Source organism: Bacillus sp. ChL18, assembly GCF_026241425.1.
GTDB lineage: Bacteria > Bacillota > Bacilli > Bacillales > Bacillaceae > Bacillus > Bacillus velezensis.
In genome coordinates, this window is record NZ_JAPHWE010000001.1 from 962,798 (window position 1) to 985,119 (window position 22,322).

The following is a 22,322-nucleotide window of genomic DNA, read 5'->3' on the forward strand; positions in this document are numbered from 1 at the left end:
GGAGTGGCGCAATGGGGCAGCAATCGGAAATACAAGATATATATCCTTTATCTTTTATGCAGGAGGGCATGCTTTTTCATTCTCTGTTGGATCATGACTCAAGAGCCTACTTCGAACAAGCGGTGTTTACGATCAGCGGACAGCTTGACCGGGAACGATTCCAAAAAAGTATAGATGCTGTTTTTGAACGATACGATATTTTCCGTACGACATTTATTCATAAGAATGTGGCGAAGCCCCGCCAAGTCGTGTTGAAAAACAGGCCGAGCCGCGTTCAGTTCCATGATATTTCTCATTTGGACGAGAAGGCACAAGACAAATATGCCGACCGGTTCAGAAAAGAAGATAAAGATAAAGGCTTTGATTTGCAGTCAGACCCTCTCATGAGAATCACTATTTTAAAAAAAGCGTCCGAACGCTATGTTTGTATATGGAGCCATCATCATATCGTCATGGACGGCTGGTGCTTCGGAATTGTCATGAAGGAATTTCTGATGATCTATCAATCTCTCGGAGACGGACGGCTCCCGTCTCTCGAGCCTGTTCAGCCATATGGAAAGTATATTAAATGGCTCATGAAGCAGGATCGTAAAGAAGCTGGGATTTTTTGGAAAACGAAACTTGCCGACCTTGAGCAATCGGCGTCTCTTCCGAAAAAATCTGCAGAACCAAATGGCGAACTTGAGCAGGCGGTTTTCACCATTTCGGAAGAGCAGACAAATGAGCTGAAAAACATTGCGGCAAGGGCGGGAGCAACGCTGAATACAGTGTTCCAGGCACTGTGGGGCATGTTGCTGCAGCGTGTCAGCCGCTGTGATGACGCCGTTTTCGGTTCTGTCGTTTCCGGCCGGCCGTCGGATCTCGCAGGCGTGGAAAAAATGGTGGGACTGTTTATCAATACGATTCCCGTGCGGGTGAAAAGCGGTTCATTTTCTTTTCTGGGGCTCGTCAGGCATTTGCAGCAGGAGACGCTGCAAGCAGAAGCGTACAGCTATTATCCGCTGTTTGACATTCAGGCGCAAAGCCCTCTGAAGCAAGCGCTGTTTGACCACATTATCGTGTTTGAAAATGTGCCGGCCCAGCGTGAAATTGAAAATGTGAGTCAGGCCGGTTCATTTGATTTTGCGGTAGAAGATTTCACGATGGAGGAAGTCACAAACTACGGATGCAGCATAAAGGTGATTCCGGGAAATTCTCTTTATATCCGCTTAAACTTTGATACCGGTATATACGATCGTGTTTTTATGAAGAATATTGAAACATTTTTACGGCATATGATGAAGTCAGTCATTTCCGACCCTGAAATGAGCGCCTCCGAGATCGCATTGCTGGATGCGTGTGAAGCCAGAAATATGCTGGATGCGTTTAACCGTACAGAAACGGTTGAACCGCCGGCTCCGACGCTTCACGGACTGTTTGCCCGCCGTGCCGCGCTTTCGCCGCATCGTCCGGCGCTCCGTTTTCCGGGCGGCATGCTGACGTACGCCGAGCTCGATCAGTACACGGACAGGCTCGCCTTTCGGCTCCGCCAAAAAGGCATCCGCAAAGAAAGCATGGTCGGCATACTCGCTGAACGCTCGCCGGAGATGGTGGTTTCTGTGCTTGCCGTGTTAAAAGCGGGCGGCGCCTACGTGCCGCTTGACCCAGACTATCCTGAGGACAGGCTGCGCTATATGCTCGATGACTGCGGCGCTTGTCTCCTGCTTGCACAGCCGGGGTTATCCGTTTCCGGTTTTTCCGGCGAGACGCTAGAAGTGTCTCTTTCTGCTCTGACAAGTGAGACGGAGACAGGGGCTGTCTCTGAAGAAGCGGATGCTGATTCGCTCGCTTATATCATTTATACGTCCGGTTCGACGGGAACACCGAAGGGAGTGGCTGTTGAACACCGTCAGGCCGCCGCCTTTTTATCAGGGATGCAAGGGCAGTTCCCGTTAACGGAAGAGGACATCATCGTGCTGAAATCATCCTTTTCATTCGATGCTTCCATCTGGCAATTGTTTTGGTGGACGATGTCCGGCGCTTCCGTGTATCTGCTTCCTGCCGGATGGGAGAAAGATCCTGTGCGGATGATTGAAGCGTTTGCCTCAGAAAAGGTGACGACCGCGCATTTTATTCCGGCGATGGTCAACAGCTTTTTAGACGCGCTGGAAACAGAGCCTGAGGAAACAAGAACACGCCTCGGCAGAACACTGACACGCGTGTTTGCCGGAGGGGAAGCTCTTTCCCCGCTTACGGCTGCCCGGTTTGCCGATCTGTTGCCGGAGACCGTGCTTATTCACGGCTACGGGCCGACGGAAGCGACGGTTGATGCGGCGTTTTACGTCTGTGACCGAAAACGGGACAGCGGACGGACAAGGCTTCCGATCGGAAAACCCGTTCCTGGTGCCCGTCTGTATGTATTAGATAGCGGAGGAACCATCCAGCCTGCGGGTGTGGCAGGAGAGCTGTACATCGCGGGGACAGGGGTGGCCCGGGGCTATCTGAACCGGCCTGAGCTGACGGGGGAGCGTTTTCTCGATGATCCGTTTTATCCGGGAGAACGCATGTATCAGACGGGAGATATCGCACGCTGGACAGAAGACGGCCTTGTCGAATGGCTCGGCCGTTCAGACGGACAGGTGAAAGTCCGCGGCTACCGGATTGAACCGGGAGAAATCGAAGCGGCGATCCGGCGCATCGACGGCATTCGTGAGGCGGCGGTCACCGCCCGGACCGAACACGGCGAAACCGCGCTTTACGCCTATATCGAAGGACGGGAAAGCGATGACGTGCGGGCGGAGCTTGCGACACGCCTTCCGGCCTACATGATGCCGGCTCAGTTTATAGAGATGAGCGAATGGCCGGTCATGCCGAGCGGAAAGCTTGACCGCCGCGCGCTGCCGGCTCCCGGCGGAGCGGCAGACAGACAGGCGTACACCGCCCCGCGGAACGTCACGGAAATGAAGCTTTGCGCCCTTTGGGAAGAGGTGCTGAAAAACGGCCCCGTCGGCATCCGGGATCACTTTTTTGAGCGGGGCGGCCATTCGTTAAAAGCGACGGCTCTCGTCTCTCGCATCGCCAAAGAGTTCGGTGTTCAGGTGCCGTTACAGGACATCTTCGCCCGGCCGACGGTGGAAGAGCTCGCTTCGGTTATTCAGGACTTGGAAGAGAGCCCGTATGAAGCGATTCAGCCTGCGCAAACACAGGACACCTACCCGGTGTCTTCGGCGCAGAAACGGATGTATGTGCTCCAGCAGCTTGAAGACGGCGGTGTCGGCTACAATATGCCGGCTGTGCTGGAACTGACGGGCCCGCTTGACCGCAGCCGGCTGGAGGAGACGTTCCGGCAGCTTGTGGAGCGGCATGAGTCGCTCAGAACGTCCTTTGAAACGGGGCCTGACGGCGAACCGGTGCAGCGCATCCATGACAGCGTGCCGTTTCAGCTCGATGAGGCCGAGTCACCTGACGCATTTGTCCGGCCGTTTTGTCTGGAGGAAGCGCCGCTCTTCCGTGCGGCCCTCGTGAAAGAATCGGATGAACGTCATCTTTTATTAACGGATATGCATCATATTATTTCTGACGGTGTGTCCGTCAACACCTTGATTAAAGAATTCGGCGAGCTGTACGCAGGCCGTTCGCTTGCGCCGATGCGCCTTCAATATAAAGACTATGCCGTCTGGCAGCGGTCGTTTCAGGAGAAAGAAGGATACCAGAAGCAGGAAGCGTATTGGCTGAAGCGGCTAGAAGGAGAGCTTCCGGTGCTTGAGCTTCCGGCTGACAAGCCCCGTCCGGCTGTCAGAAGCTTTGCGGGCGGCAGCGTATCGTGCACGCTTGACGCTGAAACGGCATCCGGCCTTCACCGCATCGCCCGGGATCACGGCTCCACTTTGTATATGGTGCTTCTCGCCGCGTACAATACGTTACTCGCGCGATTGAGCGGTCAGGAAGACATCATCGTCGGCTCGCCAATTGCCGGGCGTCCGCACAAAGACCTTGAACCGATTCTCGGCATGTTCGTCAACACGCTGGCCATCAGAACGGAGCCGAAAGGAGACAAACGGTTTACCGATTACTTGGCGGAAGTCCGCCAGGCGGCGCTTGAAGCGTATGAGCATCAGGATTACCCGTTTGAAGAGCTTGTGGAGCAGCTCGGCGTGCAGCGGGACATGAGCCGCAATCCGCTGTTTGACGTTATGTTTGTGCTCCAAAATATGGAGCGTGAATCCCTGGTGTTAAATAAGCTGCATTTGGCTCAAACTGCGGATACAAGTCATAAAACCGCAAAGTTTGATGCCACGCTTTACGCGTCAGAAGGGTCTGACGGTTCCATCAGCTTTGATTTTGAATTCAATACAGATATCTATCAAAAACAGACAATTGAAAAATGGCTTTCTTATTTTACCCGTATTCTTACAAAAGTAATTGAAAACCAAGCGATACCGCTTGGTGATATTCACGTACTGGATGATGCTGAAACAAATCGCGTCATTTATCAGTTTAATCAGACGAAAAGCGATTACCCAAGACACGAAACCATCAGCCGTTTATTTGAGCGGCAGGCAAAAGAAACTCCCGATGCCCGGGCAGTTGTATATGATGGACAAATCTTGACATACCGTGAGCTGAACGAACGGGCTAACAGAATAGCGGCGGCTCTCCGATCAAATGGCGTCGGTCCGGAAAGCGTTGTCGCCTTATTAACCGGCCGCACAACAGAGCTTGCTTCCGGAATCCTCGGAATATTAAAAGCGGGGGGCGCCTACTTGCCTATCGGTGACGATGTGCCGCGGGAACGGGCTGAATGGATGCTTAAAGATTGTAAAGCTGAGATTCTTCTCCAATCTGATAAACTTGACGGTCTGCCGCTTTCAGGAAAACGTTTATTCATAGAGGATATTCAAACAAAGGCCGGCTTGAGTTCGGAAAATCCCGAACCGCTCGGCGGACCTGAATCGTTGGCCTACATGATTTATACATCCGGGTCAACAGGTGCGCCAAAAGGCGTCATGATTGAACAGCGAAGCGTGATCCGCCTTGTGAAAAACAGCAATTATATTGATTTTACGCCGGAAGATAGACTGTTGTTTACTTCATCATTAGGATTTGACGTTACGACATTTGAAATATTCGGTCCGCTTTTAAACGGCGCTTCTTTATATGTAAGTGACCAGGAAACCTATCTCGATTCTGATGTTCTGGAAACATTTATACAGCAAAACGGCATTACGACACTGTGGCTGACATCGTCTCTGTTCAACCATTTATCAGAACAAAATGAACACGTGTTTTCCGGATTATCCCGATTGATTATCGGCGGGGAAGCACTGTCCCCGAGCCATGTAAACCGGGTTCGGAATGCGCTGCCGCATCTCTCAGTATGGAATGGATACGGACCGACTGAAAACACGACGTTCTCGACTTGCTTTTTGATTGAACAATCATACGATCATTCAATCCCGATCGGGCGCCCAGTCGGAAATTCAACCGCATATATCATAAACAGCAGGGGAACACCGCAGCCGATCGGCGTCATCGGCGAATTATGCACTGGAGGAGACGGTGTGGCAAGAGGATACTTCGGCCGCCCTGAGCTGACGGAAGAAAAATTTGTCCCTAATCCTTTTGTTCCCGGAGAACGGATGTACCGCACCGGAGATTTAGCCCGCTGGCTGCCGGACGGAACGATCGAATATGCCGGGCGGATGGATGATCAAGTGAAAATCCGCGGTTATCGGGTCGAGCTGGGAGAGATTGAAGCCGCACTGAGGAGCCTGGACGGCGTGAAAGAAGCTGCCGTGTCAGTCAGAACCGGGCAGTCCGGCAATAAAGAACTGATCGCATATATGAGTCTGCAGGCGGGCATGGATACAGAAAAAGTGCGTTCTTCACTGTCTAAGCAACTGCCGAATTACATGGTTCCGGCCTATATGATGGAACTTGAGAAGCTGCCGCTTACGCCGAACGGTAAATTGGATCGGAAAAATCTGCCCGAACCGGAGCTCGCGCTTCAAACCGCGTATACAGCTCCCCGCAATGAGCTTGAAGAACAGCTTTCCGTGATCTGGCAGGAAGTGCTCGGCGCAAAACAAGTCGGGATTGAGGACTCATTTTTTGAGTTGGGCGGCGATTCAATCAAAGCGCTGCAAGTTTCCGCACGGCTCGGACGCTATGGGTGGAAAATGACGGCAAGCGACTTATTCCGGCACCCGTCCATTAAGGAACTCGCGCCTCTTATCCGGAAAGCGGAAAGAGTCATCGATCAGCGGCCGGTGGAAGGAGACATACCTTGGACACCCGTTCAGCACTGGTTTTTATCACAGCGGATGAAAAACAGAAATCATTTCAATCAGTCCGTCATGATGTTCAGCTCTGACGCATTGCATAAACAGCCGCTCAAAGAAGCCTTGGAGCATCTTGTCATTCATCATGATGCACTCCGGATCACCGTCAGTGCAGAAAACGAAAGTTTCAGACAAATCAATCACGGTATTCAAAAAGCTGAACTGTACAGCTTGGACATTTGGGATCTGTCTGAGACAGATACTTGGGAAAGAGAAATAGAAACTGAAGTGGCTGCGCTCCAACAGCGGATGGATATTGAAAAAGGGCCGTTATTAAAAGCCGGCTGGTTCAAAACCCGGTCCGGGGATTATTTATTCATCACCGTACATCACCTGGCGGTTGACGGAGTGTCATGGCGTATTCTGCTGGAGGATTTATCTGCCGCTTACACTCAAGCCGTAAAAGGTCAGCCGGTCCAGCTTCCGCCAAAGACCGATTCGTTTAAGCAATACGCCGTAAGGCTTTCAGAATACGCAAAAAGCAGCAAGCTGATGCGTGAAGAAGAATATTGGCGTTTTATTGAAGAAGAAACAGCCGCCGAACTTCCTTATGAAAAACCGCAGCATCAGACGGGAGCCGACAGCATTCGGCGAACGGTAAGCTTTACGCTTACAAAAGAAGAAACGTCCGTTTTGCTTCAGCAGGTCAACCGGGCCTACCATACCGATACGCAAGATATTCTTCTGACTGCCGCAGCTTTGGCTTTACGGGACTGGACAGGGGGCGGCAGACTGCGCATCGCGATGGAAGGGCACGGGAGAGAGCACATCATGCCGGAGCTCGACATCAGCCGCACCGTAGGCTGGTTTACCTCCATGTACCCGGTGCTCATTGACTTGAACACAGCAGGCGCTGAGCTTGGAACGGCTGTAAAAACGGTCAAAGACACACTCGGAAGAATACCGGATAAAGGAATAGGCTACGGCATTTTAAAATACATGACACCGCCTGAACAAAAAACAATCCGCTTCAGACAAGCGCCTGAAATCAGCTTTAACTATTTAGGGCAATTCAATGATACAGAAGATCAGCACACGTTCAGTCTGTCCGGTCTTGCAAGCGGGCACGACATCACGCCGACATGGCAGCGGGAACAAGCGGTGGAAATGAGCGCGATGGCCGCACAAAACAAACTTCACTTCAGTTTGAGCTATCCGCCGAGCCGCTTCCGCAAAGAAACGATGGAACAGCTGCTGCAAACCTTACAGCAATATTTGCGTGATATTATGGCGCACTGCACAGGGAAAGAGGAAGCAGAAAAAACCGTTAGTGATTTTAGCAGCAAAACGTTAACATCTGATGATTTGGACAGCATAGCGAGTTTTGTCGAGGAACTGTAGAAAAAGGCGACGGGGAGATTATAACATGACAAAAAAGAATGCAATTCAGGATATTTATCCGCTGTCTTATATGCAGGAAGGAATGCTTTTTCATTCCCTCCTGCAAAAGGAATCACAGGCTTACGCCGAGCAGGCCTCCTTTTCAATAACGGGGAAGGTTGACACCCGCGTGTTTGAAGAGAGCGTTCATGCCCTTTTCGAAAGACATGATATTTTCAGAACGATCTTTATCAGCCAGAACGTGTCAGTGCCGCAGCAGGTCGTATTAAAAGAGCGGAACGTCAGCATCATTGAGGAAAATCTCACTAATTTAAACAAGGCTGATCAAATCAAGCATATTGAAGAAGCCAAACGAAGAGACCGTAAGAAAGGATTTCATCTGCAAAAAGACATGCTGATGCGGGTGACGCTGCTTCAAACCGGTGAATGTGATTATACGTGTATATGGAGTTTCCATCACATCATTATGGATGGCTGGTGTCTCGGAATCGTGCTGAAAGAGTTCTTCCAGATATACGCCTCGCGGCTCCGCCGGACACCGTTAACGCTTGAGCCCGCTGTGCCGTACGGGACCTACATCAAGTGGCTGATGGAGCAAGATAAAGAAAAAGCCGCTTCGTACTGGGAGCGATACCTTGAAGGCTTTGAGCAGCAGACTGTTCTGCCGAAGCAGAAAAAAGCCGGCGAAAGCAGACAAGAGGAAGTGACGTTTTCCTTTTCAAAAGAGGACACAGCTAAGCTGAAAGAGCTGGCCGTGAAAGAAGAGGTCACGCTGAGCACCATTTTCCACACGCTCTGGGGCATTTTGCTTCAGGCGTATAACCAGACAGAAGATGCGGTTTTTGGTTCTGTCATTTCCGGAAGGCCGTCTGAAATCGAAGGCATCGAGCGAATGATCGGCCTGTTCATTAATACCGTGCCTGTCCGGATCAACGGGGCGGACATCCCGTTTCAAAAGCTGATCAAAAACGTGCAAAAGGACGCTTTGAAAGGACAGGCTTACAGCTATCATCCGCTTTATGACATACAGGCGAATTCACAGGTAAAACAAGGCTTAATTGACCACATTCTCGTCTTTGAGAATTATCCGGTTGAACAGGAGCTTGATGTGCTGAACAGCAAGGGGGACACGAAAGACCTTTTTCACATCCATGATTTCAGCATGGAAGACGAAACCAACTACAGTTTTTACCTGATGGTGGCGCCGGGTGACGAGATTCATTTGAAAATGAGATACGATTCAAGCGTGTATGACCGCCAATTTATCGAAAATATCAAAGGCCATTTGGCACACATCGTCTCCCAGGTTCTCGACAAACCGGACATCACGCCGGACAAGCTTGAAATCATCACTCCAGGGGAAAAAGCGCAGCTGCTTGCGCCGATTTCTGAAGAGACCGAAAAGCCTGAATATGACACGGTTCATGCAATGTTTGAACGGCAGGCCGCAAAAACGCCGGATCAAATCGCGATTCGGTATGAAGGTGAGTCAGTGACGTACAAAGAGCTGAACGAATCGGCTAATAAGCTGGCCCGCCTGCTGAAAAAACGCGGTTTAAAGCGGGAGGAGCCGGTAGGCGTCATGCTCGGCCGTTCCCCTTCTTTAGCGGCGGCTGTTCTCGGTATTTTAAAAGCGGGCGGCGCCTTTGTCCCGATAGATCCGGGCAGTCCAAAGGAGCGTATCCGATATGTCATTGAAAACAGCGGCTGCGTCCATGTTGTAACAGAGCGGCATCAGTCCGTCCCCGCGGAACAAACGCTGCAAGTTACATACATAGAAGAGGCCGGGACGGAAGCGGACGGAAGCAATGTGCAATCCATTAATACGGCAGACGACCTCCTTTATATGATTTATACATCGGGAACGACAGGGAAACCGAAGGGTGTGCTGCTCGAACATAAAAATATGGCCAATCTGCTTTCTGACCAATTGACGAACACAGACATTGATTTTTGCACAAATGTGCTGCAGTACGCATCCTTGGCGTTTGACGTCTGCTATCAGGAGTTATTTTCAGTACTCTTGAGCGGCGGCACCCTCTGTATCGTGCCCGAATCAATCAAACGGGATGTTTCTCAGCTGTTTTCGTTTATTGATCAGCACAACACGGAAGTTGTGTTTTTCCCGACTGCGTTTGTCAAGATGCTTTTCAATGAAGAAGGTTATGCACAGTCTTTTCCCCGCTGTGTGAAGCATGTCATTACGGCCGGGGAGCAGCTGACCGTCTCGCGTTTGTTCAGGCAGACGCTCCGTTTACACGGTATGCATCTGCATAATCATTACGGCCCGTCAGAAACTCATGTGGTTTCAACGTATACGATTTCTGCGGGAGATGACATACCTGAACATCCGCCGATCGGGAAACCGATCCATCATAACAGGATGTATATTCTCAGCAAAAACCGGCAGCTTCAGCCTCTCGGAATTGCGGGAGAATTGTATATTTCCGGAGCGAATACAGGAAGAGGCTATGTGAACAATCCGGCGCTGACCAAAGAGAAATTTTTGCCGGATCCGTTCAGAACGGACGCCGTCATGTACCGGACCGGAGATTTGGCAAGACTGCGTGCGGACGGCCAAATTGAATACATCGGCCGGACAGATGATCAAGTGAAGATCAGAGGGTACCGGATTGAACCGAAAGAAATTGAAACCGTTCTGGCAAATCATCATGCCGTGAAAGAAGCTGCCGTTCTGATTCAAACGAATGAGTCGGGCGAAAATGAATTATGCGCTTACTGCAGCGTCTCACAAGCGACTGATCCTTCTCAGCTGCGGAGAGATTTGGCTAAAGAGCTGCCTGATTATATGATTCCGGTCAAATGGGCTTTTGTTGACTCAATTCCGCTCACTGCGAACGGAAAAGTCGATCAGCAGGCCCTTCCGGAAGCTTCGGCGTACGCAGCGGGCCGTCGATATACAGCTCCCCGGAATGTGACCGAGCTGAAGCTTACCCGCATATGGGAAGAAGTGCTTCAAACCGGCCCGATCGGCGTTCACGATCACTTTTTCGAGCTTGGCGGCCATTCATTAAAGGCGACGGCACTCGTTGCAAAAATAGCTAAAGAGTGCAGTGTGCAAATCCCGCTGAGCGATGTCTTCAGCCATCCGACTGTAGAAGAACTCGCCAAAATCATCAGTGAAGCAGAAGAGAACCCGTTCGCATCCATAGAAAAGACAGAAATGAAAGAAACATATCCTGTCTCATCCGCCCAAAAACGGATGTACGTCCTTCACCAGCTTGAAAATGGCGGTGTCAGCTATAACATTCCAGCCGTTTTAGAGGTGAGGGGGCCGTTTGACCGAGATAGGATGGAAGCCGTGTTCAAGGAACTGATCCAGCGGCATGAACCGCTCAGAACGTCCTTTGAAGAAAAAAACGGCCTGCCCGTGCAGAGGATTCATGACGACGTGCCGTTTGCATTTACAAAAGAACAATCAGCCGAAGCGTTTATCCGGCCGTTCGATCTCGGCAAAGCGCCCCTTTTCCGGGCGGGATTTGTCCAAATAGAAAAAGACCGGCATCTGCTTTTAGCTGACATGCATCATATTATTTCAGACGGCGTATCCGTCAATCTTTTGATACGTGAATTCAGTGAGCTGTATGCTGAGAGAAGTCTGCCGCCGTTACGGATTCAATACAAAGATTATGCCGTCTGGCAGCAATCATTTATGGCGGGCGCCGCATATCGGAAACAAGAGGAGTACTGGCTGAACCGGCTTGCCGGTGAGATTCCCGTGCTTGAATTGCCGGCTGATAAGCCGCGTCCCCCGGTGCGGAGCTTTTCCGGTGACCGGGTGTCATTTGTCATCAATGAAAAACATACAGCTCAGTTGAAAAAGCTGGCGAAAGAAAACAAAAGCACACTGTATATGACGCTGCTTGGTGTGTACACGGTTCTGTTAGCCCGTTTAAGCGGACAGGAAGATATGATTGTCGGGTCTCCGATTGCAGGAAGGCCTCATGCCGACCTTGACGCCGTTCTGGGCATGTTTGTCAATACGCTTGCTTTCAGGACGCGTCCCGACGGAAGCATGACATTCAAAGAATATTTAAAGGAAATTCGCCAAACAGCGCTTGAGGCTTACGAACATCAGGATCACCCGTTAGAAGAGCTCGTCGATAAGCTCGGTGTGCCGCGGGACATGTCCCGAAATCCGCTGTTTGACACAACATTTGCGCTGCAAAATATGGAACAGCAGAAGCTTAGAGCGGCCGGACTTGAACTGCAGCCGGCAGACGTCAGCCTGCCGATTTCTAAATTTGACTTATCGCTGTACATCTCTGAAAACGCCGGTGAATTGTACTGCCAGTTTGAATTCAGCACCGATTTGTTTAAGAGAGAAACGATTCAAAAATGGGCGGGATTTTTTACGACACTTGCCGAAAACGCCGCGGCTGATCCGGGCTTGGAATTAGACGATATTTCTGTTTTGACAGAAAAAGAAGAAGTGTCTCTGCTTCAAGATTTCAGCCCCTTTCAGAAAACAGCGTTTCCGCTTCATCAGTCTCTTCATGATCTGCTGGAACAGCAGGCGGAAAAAACGCCGGACCGTCCTGCGATTTTAACTGATGACATTTCGATTACGTATCAGGAACTGAACGAAAGGGCAAACGAGCTTGCGCATCAGCTGATCAAGCGGGGGATAAGGCTGGAGGATAAAACTGCCATTATGGGCCGGCGTTCTCCTGACATGCTGATCGGCATTTACGCTGTCTTAAAAGCAGGCGGTGCATATCTGCCGATTGATCCGGATTACCCGGAAGAGCGGATTCGCTTTTTACTGAAAGACAGCGGCGTGAAATTCTTACTGGCAGAACCAGAACTTTTCGCACCAGATCTTTTTGAGGGAGAAATGATCTCTCTGAAAAGCGGACAAACAGGAAACCCTGAAGCTGCGGCCAACCCTAACGTTCCGGTAAAACCTGATTCATTGGCTTATATCATCTATACATCCGGTTCTACGGGACGCCCAAAAGGCGTGCAGGTTGAACATCGGTCAGCCATAAACTTTTTATACTCACTGCAAACGCGTTATGGATTAAGTGATTCTGACATCATTTTGCATAAAACATCCTACTCTTTCGACGCTTCGATTTGGGAGCTGTTTTGGTGGCCGATCGCGGGAGCTTCTGTTTTCCTCCTTCCGCAAGGCGGCGAGAAAGACCCTGAAATGATACTGAACGCATTGGAGAATAACCGCATAACGGCGGCCCATTTTGTGCCATCCATGCTTCATGCTTTCTTGGAATATATAAATTCCAGAAAACAGCCGATCAAAAAGATCTGCTTAAAAAGGGTTTTTGCCGGCGGTGAACAATTGGGCCCGCACTTGGTTTCCCGTTTTTATGACCTTCTGCCTGGAACGGAATTGACAAATTCCTACGGTCCGACGGAAGCGACAGTAGAAGCGGCGTACTTTGATTTGCCGCAAGGAAAAGAATTTCACAATGTTCCGATCGGCATTTCCGGGCATAACATGCGGCTGTATATTTTAAATCAAAAGAAACAGCTTCTGCCGCCAGGCTGTATTGGAGAGCTGTACATCGCTGGGACAGGGGTGGCCCGGGGCTATCTGAACCGGCCTGAGCTGACGGAGGAGCGTTTTCTCGATGATCCGTTTTATCCGGGAGAGCGCATGTATCAGACGGGCGATATCGCAAGCTGGACAGAAGACGGCCTTGTCGAATGGCTCGGCCGTTCAGACGGACAGGTGAAAGTCCGCGGCTACCGGATTGAACCGGGAGAAATCGAAGCGGCGATCCGGCGCATCGACGGCATTCGTGAGGCGGCGGTCACCGCCCGGACCGAACACGGCGAAACCGCGCTTTACGCCTATATCGAAGGACGGGAAAGCGATGACGTGCGGGCGGAGCTTGCGACACGCCTTCCGGCCTACATGATGCCGGCTCAGTTTATAGAGATGAGCGAATGGCCGGTCACGCCGAGCGGAAAGCTTGACCGCCGCGCGCTGCCGGCTCCCTGCGGAGCGGCAGACAGACAGGCGTACACCGCCCCGCGGAACGTCACGGAAATGAAGCTTTGCGCCCTTTGGGAAGAGGTGCTGAAAAACGGCCCCGTCGGCATCCGGGATCACTTTTTTGAGCGGGGCGGCCATTCGTTAAAAGCGACGGCTCTCGTCTCCCGCATCGCCAAAGAGTTCGGTGTTCAGGTGCCGTTACAAGACATCTTCGCCCGGCCGACGGTGGAAGAGCTCGCTTCGGTTATTCAGGAATTGGAAGAGAGCCCGTATGAAGCGATTCAGCCTGCGAAAAAACAGGACACCTATCCGGTGTCTTCGGCGCAGAAACGGATGTATGTGCTCCAGCAGCTTGAAGACAGCGGTGTCGGCTACAATATGTCGGCTGTGCTGGAACTGACGGGCCCGCTTGACCGCAGCCGGCTGGAGGAGACGTTCCGGGAGCTTGTGGAGCGGCACGAGTCGCTCAGAACGTCCTTTGAAACGGGGCCTGACGGCGAACCGGTGCAGCGCATCCATGACAGCGTACCGTTTCAGCTGGATGAGGCCGAGTCAGCTGACGCATTCGTCCGGCCGTTTTGTCTGGAGGAAGCGCCGCTCTTCCGTGCGGCCCTCGTGAAAGAATCAGACGAACGCCATCTTTTATTAACGGATATGCATCATATTATTTCTGACGGTGTGTCCGTCAACACCTTGATAAAAGAATTCGGCGAGTTGTACGCAGGCCGTTCGCTTGCGCCGATGCGCCTTCAATATAAAGACTATGCCGTCTGGCAGCGGTCATTTCAGGAGAAAGAAGGGTACCAGAAGCAGGAAGCCTATTGGCTGAAGCGGCTAGAAGGAGAGCTTCCGGTGCTTGAGCTTCCGGCTGACAAGCCCCGTCCGGCTGTCAGAAGCTTTGCGGGCGGCAGCGTATCGTGCACGCTTGACGCTGAAACGGCATCCGGCCTTCACCGCGTCGCCCGGGATCACGGCTCCACTTTGTATATGGTGCTTCTCGCCGCGTACAATACGTTACTCGCGCGATTGAGCGGGCAGGAAGACATCATCGTCGGCTCACCGATTGCCGGGCGTCCGCACAAAGACCTTGAACCGATTCTCGGCATGTTCGTCAACACGCTCGCCATCAGAACGGAGCCGAAAGGAGACAAACGGTTCACCGATTACTTGACGGAAGTACGCCGGGCGGCGCTTGAGGCATATGAGCATCAAGACTACCCGTTTGAAGAGCTAGTGGAACGGCTCGGCGTACAGCGGGACACAAGCCGCAATCCGCTGTTTGACGCCATGCTTGTCGTCCAGAATATAGAGCATGAGGAACTGCTGTTGGACGGTTTGCATATTCAGCCTGCGGATGTGTCCCGTCCGGTTTCCAAATTTGATGTCACTTTACAGGCTTCTGAAGGCGGGGGACAGATTCATTTTCTGTTTGAATATGCGGCGTCTTTATTCCGGAGAGAAACAATGCAGCGCTGGGCTTCCCACTTTATGACGATGCTTGAACACATTGTCCGTGAACCGGAAACTTCTTTACAAGCGATCAGCATGCTGACTGCTCCGGAACGGAACCGGATTCTTTCGGACTTTAACGGCATGACGGATCAACAGCTGCCTGAAAAAACAGTTCATGAACTGTTCATCACCCAGGCGCGAAAAACACCTGATGCCGCGGCCCTTATCAGCGGGGAAACATTGATCACATACAAAGAATTAGATGACTGGTCGAATAAAATCGCCAGAGCTCTGCAAAAACGGCAGATCGCACCTGATGCAGCCGTCGGCATTGTGATACCAAGATCGCCGGAACAAGTAGCGGCAGTCTTCGGGGTTTGGAAAGCCGGAGGAGCCTACGTCCCGATAGATCCTGAATATCCGGAGGAACGCAAGCAATATATCATCTCAGACAGCGGCACAGCGCTTCTCCTTACCGCACACGGTGCGATAGAACAAGTGCCTGATCGTTTTAACGGTGAAGTGCTCGCACTGGAGGATATCCAAGAACAGGATGCTTCGCCGGTCCAGTCATTATCAGCACCGGAAAATTTGGCTTACATCATTTATACATCGGGAACGACAGGCAGGCCGAAAGGGGTTATGGTCGAACATCGATCCGTCAGCCAAACCCTTCAATGGCGGAGCGGATTTTATGATCTGAATGAGAAAGATACGATTCTTCAGCTCTTTTCATTTTCCTTTGACGGTTTTGTAACAAGCATGTTCACACCGCTGATTTCCGGTGCGAAAGCGGCCGTTTTAGCCGAAGATGAAGCAAGAGATATTCTTGCTATTAAACACTATCTTGCATCTTACCGCATCACTCACATGATCATTGTTCCCGTATTGTACCGTACACTGCTTGACGTACTGGAGACGGGGGATGCAGAGTCTCTCAGAATTGTCACATTAGCCGGAGAAGCTGTCGACCAAAACATTATCAGCCACAGTTTATCAGTTTGTCCTCACACTGAGCTTGCCAATGAGTACGGCCCGACGGAAAACAGCGTCGCCACTACAGCGGCAAGACATATAGAACAAAGTGAGAACATCACAATCGGCCGTCCGATTGAGCATTCACACGTTTATATTTTAAACGGGGATCACCCGCAGCCGATCGGTGTAACGGGAGAACTTTGCATCTCGGGTTCCGGCCTTGCAAGAGGGTACCGCAATCTTCCTCAGCAAACGGCCCAAGCCTTTGTCCAAGACCCGTTCCGGAAGAACCGGCGCATATACCGCACGGGCGACTTGGCAAAATGGCTGCCGGACGGCACGCTGCAATATATCGGCCGAATGGACGAGCAAGTCAAAATCAGAGGCTACCGGGTGGAACTGAAAGAAATTGAATCCGCCTTAACAGGCATAAAAGGTGTCAAAGAAGCAGCTGTCACCGCTCATACCGCATCAGCAGGCCAAACGGAACTATGCGCTTATATCGTGACAGAAGAAGGAACAGAAAGTGAAACCGTGCAGCAGGCACTCAGAAATGAAATGCCCGCTTATATGGTGCCGGCGTTCTTTGAAACACTTGAAGCCCTGCCTGTCACACCGAACGGGAAGCTTGACCGCCGCGCGCTTCCTGAGCCGCGGAAAAAAGCGCACACCGGACGGGCATTTACCGAGCCTGAAAGCGACATGGAAAAAGAGCTGTCCGCGATTTGGAGCGAAGTGCTCGGAACTGAAAACATTGCCGCGGATCAATCATTTTTTGAACTGGGCGGCGATTCCATCAAAGCCCTGCAAGTATCAGCCCGATTACATCAGGCAGGAAAACAGATCGCCGTAAAAGATATTTTCAGCCGGCCGACAATTAGGGAGCTGGCGCCTTATGTCCGTACAGAGCGGCAGCCGGTCAGCCAAGCTCCTGCAGAAGGAGAAGTGAAGTGGTCGCCGGTTCACAAATGGTTCTTCACACAAGACATGAAGGAAGCAAATCATTTTAACCAGTCCGTCATGCTGACGAGAACAAATTCAATAGATGAAGAGATCCTGAGGAAAACGTTAAAAGCCATTACCGTTCATCATGATGCCTTGCGCCTTGTCTGCAAAAAAGACGAAGAGAAAGGTCTTCTCCTCTTCAACAGACCGGCTGACCTCGCAGATGAGCAGCTTTACAGCCTGACCATTTTAGAAACGGAAGGCGATGAGCATGAGAAGGAACGTTTTGTAAAACGCCGCGTCGCAGATCTTCAGAGAAACATGGATTTAGAGAACGGGCCGCTGGTACAGGCGGGGCTGTTCCGCTCTGAAGCAGAAGATTACTTGTTTCTGACGGTCCATCATCTCGCTGTCGACGGGATATCATGGCGGATTTTATTGGAAGACTTGGCTTCTGCTTATGAGCAGGCCGTCTCTGGACAGGAAATCAAACTCCCTCCGAAAACCATGTCATTCAAAACATATACGGAGCAGCTGGCCGATTATGCCGAAAGCAGACAGCTGCTTCAGCAGGCTGAGTATTGGCGGGAGATTGAACACTATGAAACAGAAAGTCTTCCTTACGAGCAGGCAGATTTATCTCAAACTCCTGCAAAAAAACGGAACACGGTATCCTTCACTCTGACAGAAAGTGAAACGGACGCCCTGTTGAAAGATGTGCACAGCGCCTACAATACGGATACGCAAGATGTGCTTTTGGCTTCCGCCGTGCTTGCCATTCAAAAGTGGTCGCCGCGGCACGCTTTGAAAATCGCCCTTGAAGGACACGGACGCCAATCGGAGCAGGCAGGTGCGGACATCAGCAGGACGGTCGGGTGGTTCACTTCCATTTACCCGGTGCTTTTCCGGAGCGGAGTTTATGAACCTCATGAAGAATATGAAATTCGCACATTGAAAACCGTCAAAGACACATTGCGGCGCATTCCGGATAAAGGGAACGGATACGGCGTCCTCAAATATTTAACACCGCCGAAGCTTGCCGGGATGACTTTCGGGAAAGCACCGGAGATCAGCTTTAATTATCTCGGACAATTCGATGCGCCCGGCGGGAATCCGGCAGAAACGGAACAGCCAGACGCGTTTCAGTTTTCTCCTTTGGGAGGCGGAGATGATGTGACAGATACATGGAAACGGGAGCAGTCACTTGAAATCAGCGCGATTGCGGCAAAAGGCCGGATGACCGTCAGCATTTCCTATGAAACGGAGCGCTTCCGGCAAGATACGATCGAACGGCTGTCCGAAAGCTGCCGGTATTATCTCCTGAAACTGTCGGAACACTGCCTCAGCAAAACTGATACGGAGAAGACCGTCAGTGACTTTGATGATCGGGAGCTGACTGAGGAAGCATTGCAGGATATTGCCGACTTACTCAGCTTCCACTAAAATCGAGCGGGAGGAACACATGGACAAAACGAAAAATATCCAAAACATTTATCCCCTCAGCCGAATGCAGGAAGGAATGCTTTTTCATTCCTTTCTGCAAAAGGAGGGGGCTGCATATATCGAGCAATCCGTCTTCACCATAAAAGGCCGGCTTCGTCCGGAATTGTTTGAGCAAAGCGTACAGTCTGTCATCAGCCGCCACGATATTTTCAGAACGGTTTTTTTACCTCATATCGCTCAGCTGAACGGCCCCCGCCAAGTTGTGCTGCGTGAGCGGGAATTCCGGCTGCACCGCGAAGATCTTACACATTTGGACGAAGCGGAACAGAGCATCTATTTACAGCGATTTAAGGAACGTGACCGCTTAAAAGGCTTTGACTTGCAAAAGGATATGCTGATGCGTGTTTCTTTGTTTAAAACGGCTGACGAAAAATATGTATGCGTCTGGAGCCACCATCACATCCTTATGGACGGCTGGTGCCTCGGCATCGTCCTTCAGGAATTCATGCATATGTACCGGGCGATTGAATCAGGCTCACCCGTCACACTGGCGCCCGCAAAGCCTTACAGCACTTATATTACATGGCTGACTGATCAGGACAAAGACGCGGCTTCTGAATATTGGAAAGGATATTTAGCAGGCTGTGAGACACCCACAGGACTCCCGAAAATATCGGCCCGTCCTCAGGAAAAAGGCTACCGCAAGGAAGAGCTGCTGTTTTCTTTAGATCAAAACCTGACGGACAAGCTAAAAACCATCGCCAAAGAAGAGGGCGCTACGCTCGCGGTTCTTATGCAGACTGTATGGGGCTTGATGCTGCAGCGCTACAACCAGACGGACGATGCCGTATTCGGCGCCGTCGTATCAGGGCGGCCTTCCGTCATTGACGGCGTGGAAAGCATGATCGGTCTGTTTATCAATACCGTGCCGGTACGCATTAAAACGGGTGACGAAAGCTTTAGAGAACTGCTGGGCCGCTGCCAGAAAGAAATGCTTGATTCAGAGGCGTTCAGCTATCATCCGCTTGCTGACATCCAATCGCAGACTGAGCTGAAACAGGATTTAATCCACCATATCATCGTGTTTGAAAATTATCCGATTCAGCAGCAGATGAAAGACACGGAAAAGGAATCGGATGCACCGTTCCGGATCGGGAATGTCAACGTGTCGGAACAATCGGGCTACGATTTTAACCTCATCATAGCGCCTGGCGATGAGCTGCTCATCAAATTCAGCTACAATGCGAACGTTTATGACGAAGTATGGATAGAGAGCGTAAAAGGACATTTGGAAGAAGCTCTGCGCGGCGCCGCCTTCAATCCCGATGTTCCCGCTGATCGGCTTCCGATGCTCGGACAAAAGGAAAAATCAAGAATAATCGGCGAATTTAATGACACGAAAACAACTTATGAAAGAGACGAAAGCATCATCAGCCTGTTCAGCCGACAGGTGAAGAAAACCCCGGATCATCAGGCGCTTCACGCCGGCGGGCTGACGATGACGTACCGGGAGCTCGATGAACGGTCAACTGCATTCGCCCGCATCCTGTTGGAAAACGGTTTGGCGCCAAAGGGAATTGCCGGGATTCTGGCCGAACGCTCACCGGAATTTATCATCGCTGTTCTCGCTGTATTGAAAGCGGGAGGGACGTACCTTCCCCTTGATGCAGAACTGCCATCCGACAGGATCGCCGATATGCTCACTGAGAGCGGAGCACAGCTGTTAACAGTGCAAAAAGGGATTGAGACTGATATTGACTTTTCTTACATCATCTCTATCCCGGCTGCAGCTGAAAAACAAACAGCTGATGCGGGAAAACTGAATACCGATACAGCACCTGATGATCTTGCCTATATTATGTATACATCCGGTTCAACAGGAAAACCGAAGGGCGTGATGATTTCCAACCGAAACGTCGTATCGCTCGTGTCAAACAGCAATTACACGTCGGCTGGCATGTCGGACCGCCTCATTCTGACAGGGTCCATCGGTTTTGACGCAGTGACATTTGAAATCTTCGGAGCGCTTTTGAACGGAGCATGTCTTCATGTGGTTGACCGCTCGACAATGCTTGCCCCTGAGAGGTTCGGCAATTATCTTTCTTCCAACCGGATTACGATTCTGTTTTTGACGACGGCGCTCTTTAACCAGTTTGCCCAGGCAGATCCGGAGATGTTTTCTGGGTTGCACACCTTATATGTCGGCGGAGAAGCATTGTCCCCGGCGCTCATCAATAAGGTCAGACACCGCTGTCCGAATCTCAGCCTTTATAACATATACGGACCGACGGAAAATACGACATTTTCCACCTTTTACGAAATCAGGCATGACTTTTCTCAGCCGATCCCAATCGGAAAACCGATCAGCAATTCAACCGCGTATATCATTGATAAAAACGGCGGACTTGCGCCGATCGGCGTGCCCGGTGAGCTTTGTGTCGGCGGTGACGGGGTTGCCAAAGGCTATTTAAACAGGCCTGACTTAACAAGTGAAGCATTTGTCAGCCATCCGGTTCATCCTGAAGAAAAGATCTACAAAACAGGCGACTTGGCACACTGGCTGCCTGATGGAAGCATCGGATACATCAGCCGTATCGACCGCCAATTCAAGATTCGCGGGAAGCGGATTGAGCCGGCCGAAATTGAAGCACGCTTGACTGAAATAGATGGAATCAGGGAATCGGCAGTCATCGCAGCAAAAGAAGGACAAGAAGCAATCCTTTGTGCGTATTATACAGGCGCACATGCTGAAGAAAGAGCCATTCGATCCCTGTTGGCCAGGTCGCTTCCCGACTATATGATTCCGCAGTATGTGATTAAGCTTGACCGTATGCCGCTTACCGCAAACGGCAAAGTGGATCGCCGCGGGCTGCCTGCGCCGGAACGGAAAAAAACGTCATCAAAAGCCGTTCCGCCACGAAACTGGGTGGAGCATGAGCTGATCGACATTTGGACGCCGATCCTCGGCTGCGGGGAGCTGGGCATACAGGATGACTTCTTTGAGCTGGGCGGCCATTCTTTGAAAGCATTGCAAGTGATTCATCAGCTGAAGACCAGGCAGCAGATGGATGTGCCGATTGAAATGATATTTGAATATCCGACAATTGAACAATTGGCTGAAAAGCTGTATTCCAGCACACTGTCGGAAGCTGCCGAACAGCATATCAGCAGACTGAATCAGCCGAAAGGCCGCAACCTATTCTGTTTTCCGCCTATCTCAGGTTTCGGGATTTTCTTTAAAGATCTGGCGGCGGCATTAAACGGACGGGCTGCTGTGTACGGTTTTAACTTTATTGAAGAAGACAGCAGAATGGAACAATACATTGATAAAATGCTGGAAATCCAGCCGGAAGGCCCTTATATCCTCTTCGGATATTCAGCGGGCGGCAATACGGCATTCGAGGCGGCAAAAGCGATGGAAAAGCGCGGCTTAGAAATCAGCGACGTCATTATCGCAGACGCGTACAGAAAGCTTGACGCACTGCCGCCGCAGCCAACAAACGCAACAGCCGAAAATGTCCCGGAAGCCGTCAGGGAAGCGGTCATCAGAAAAACAGAGTGCTATCAAACGTACTGGGCGGAACTGATAAATGACGGCCAAATCGCGGCAAACCTCCATTTTATCGAAGCCGGCATAAAGGAAGAGCACAGTGATAAGACCGAGCCGATGAAGTGGGAAGGCGCCACAACGGGACTCTATCAGGAATATCAAGGCGGGGGCGCCCATAAAGATATGTTTGAACCCGCCTTTGCACAGCAAAATGCTGAGGTCATACTGGACATCATTGCAAACAGCGGAAGACGCTTGGCGCGGAATCTGTAACATCCGGCAGAATGGCTGAAGAAGACAAAGGGCAAGA

General features: G+C 51.1%; 3 protein-coding genes. All 3 read left to right on the forward strand.

All coding sequences use genetic code 11. The annotated features are described in order from the left end of the window. The first annotated feature begins 11 nt into the window (after positions 1 to 11). Genes OQ477_RS05030 through OQ477_RS05040 form a run of 3 tightly spaced genes read left to right on the forward strand, consistent with a single transcriptional unit; the run spans position 12 to position 22,285 of the window. A complete protein-coding gene (locus OQ477_RS05030) occupies positions 12 to 7,661 on the forward strand; it encodes a non-ribosomal peptide synthetase (RefSeq protein ID WP_265971610.1) in 7,650 nt (2,549 codons plus the stop codon). A 25-nt stretch (positions 7,662 to 7,686) separates the two neighbouring features. Further along, on the forward strand, positions 7,687 to 18,462 hold the full coding sequence (locus OQ477_RS05035; RefSeq protein ID WP_265971611.1) for a non-ribosomal peptide synthetase: 10,776 nt from the start codon (positions 7,687 to 7,689) through the stop codon (positions 18,460 to 18,462). A gap of 19 nt (positions 18,463 to 18,481) precedes the next feature. Further along, the gene (locus OQ477_RS05040; protein WP_265971612.1) at positions 18,482 to 22,285 is read left to right on the forward strand and encodes a non-ribosomal peptide synthetase; all 3,804 of its coding nucleotides are present in this window, start codon (positions 18,482 to 18,484) and stop codon (positions 22,283 to 22,285) included. Positions 22,286 to 22,322 lie beyond the last annotated feature (37 nt).

Bases quoted from the DNA above. Each gene is read 5' to 3' on its own strand.
- OQ477_RS05030 (WP_265971610.1), top strand. From the start codon at position 12: ATGGGGCAGCAATCGGAAATACAAGATATATATCCTTTATCTTTTATG.
- OQ477_RS05035 (WP_265971611.1), top strand. From the start codon at position 7,687: ATGACAAAAAAGAATGCAATTCAGGATATTTATCCGCTGTCTTATATG.
- OQ477_RS05040 (WP_265971612.1), top strand. From the start codon at position 18,482: ATGGACAAAACGAAAAATATCCAAAACATTTATCCCCTCAGCCGAATG.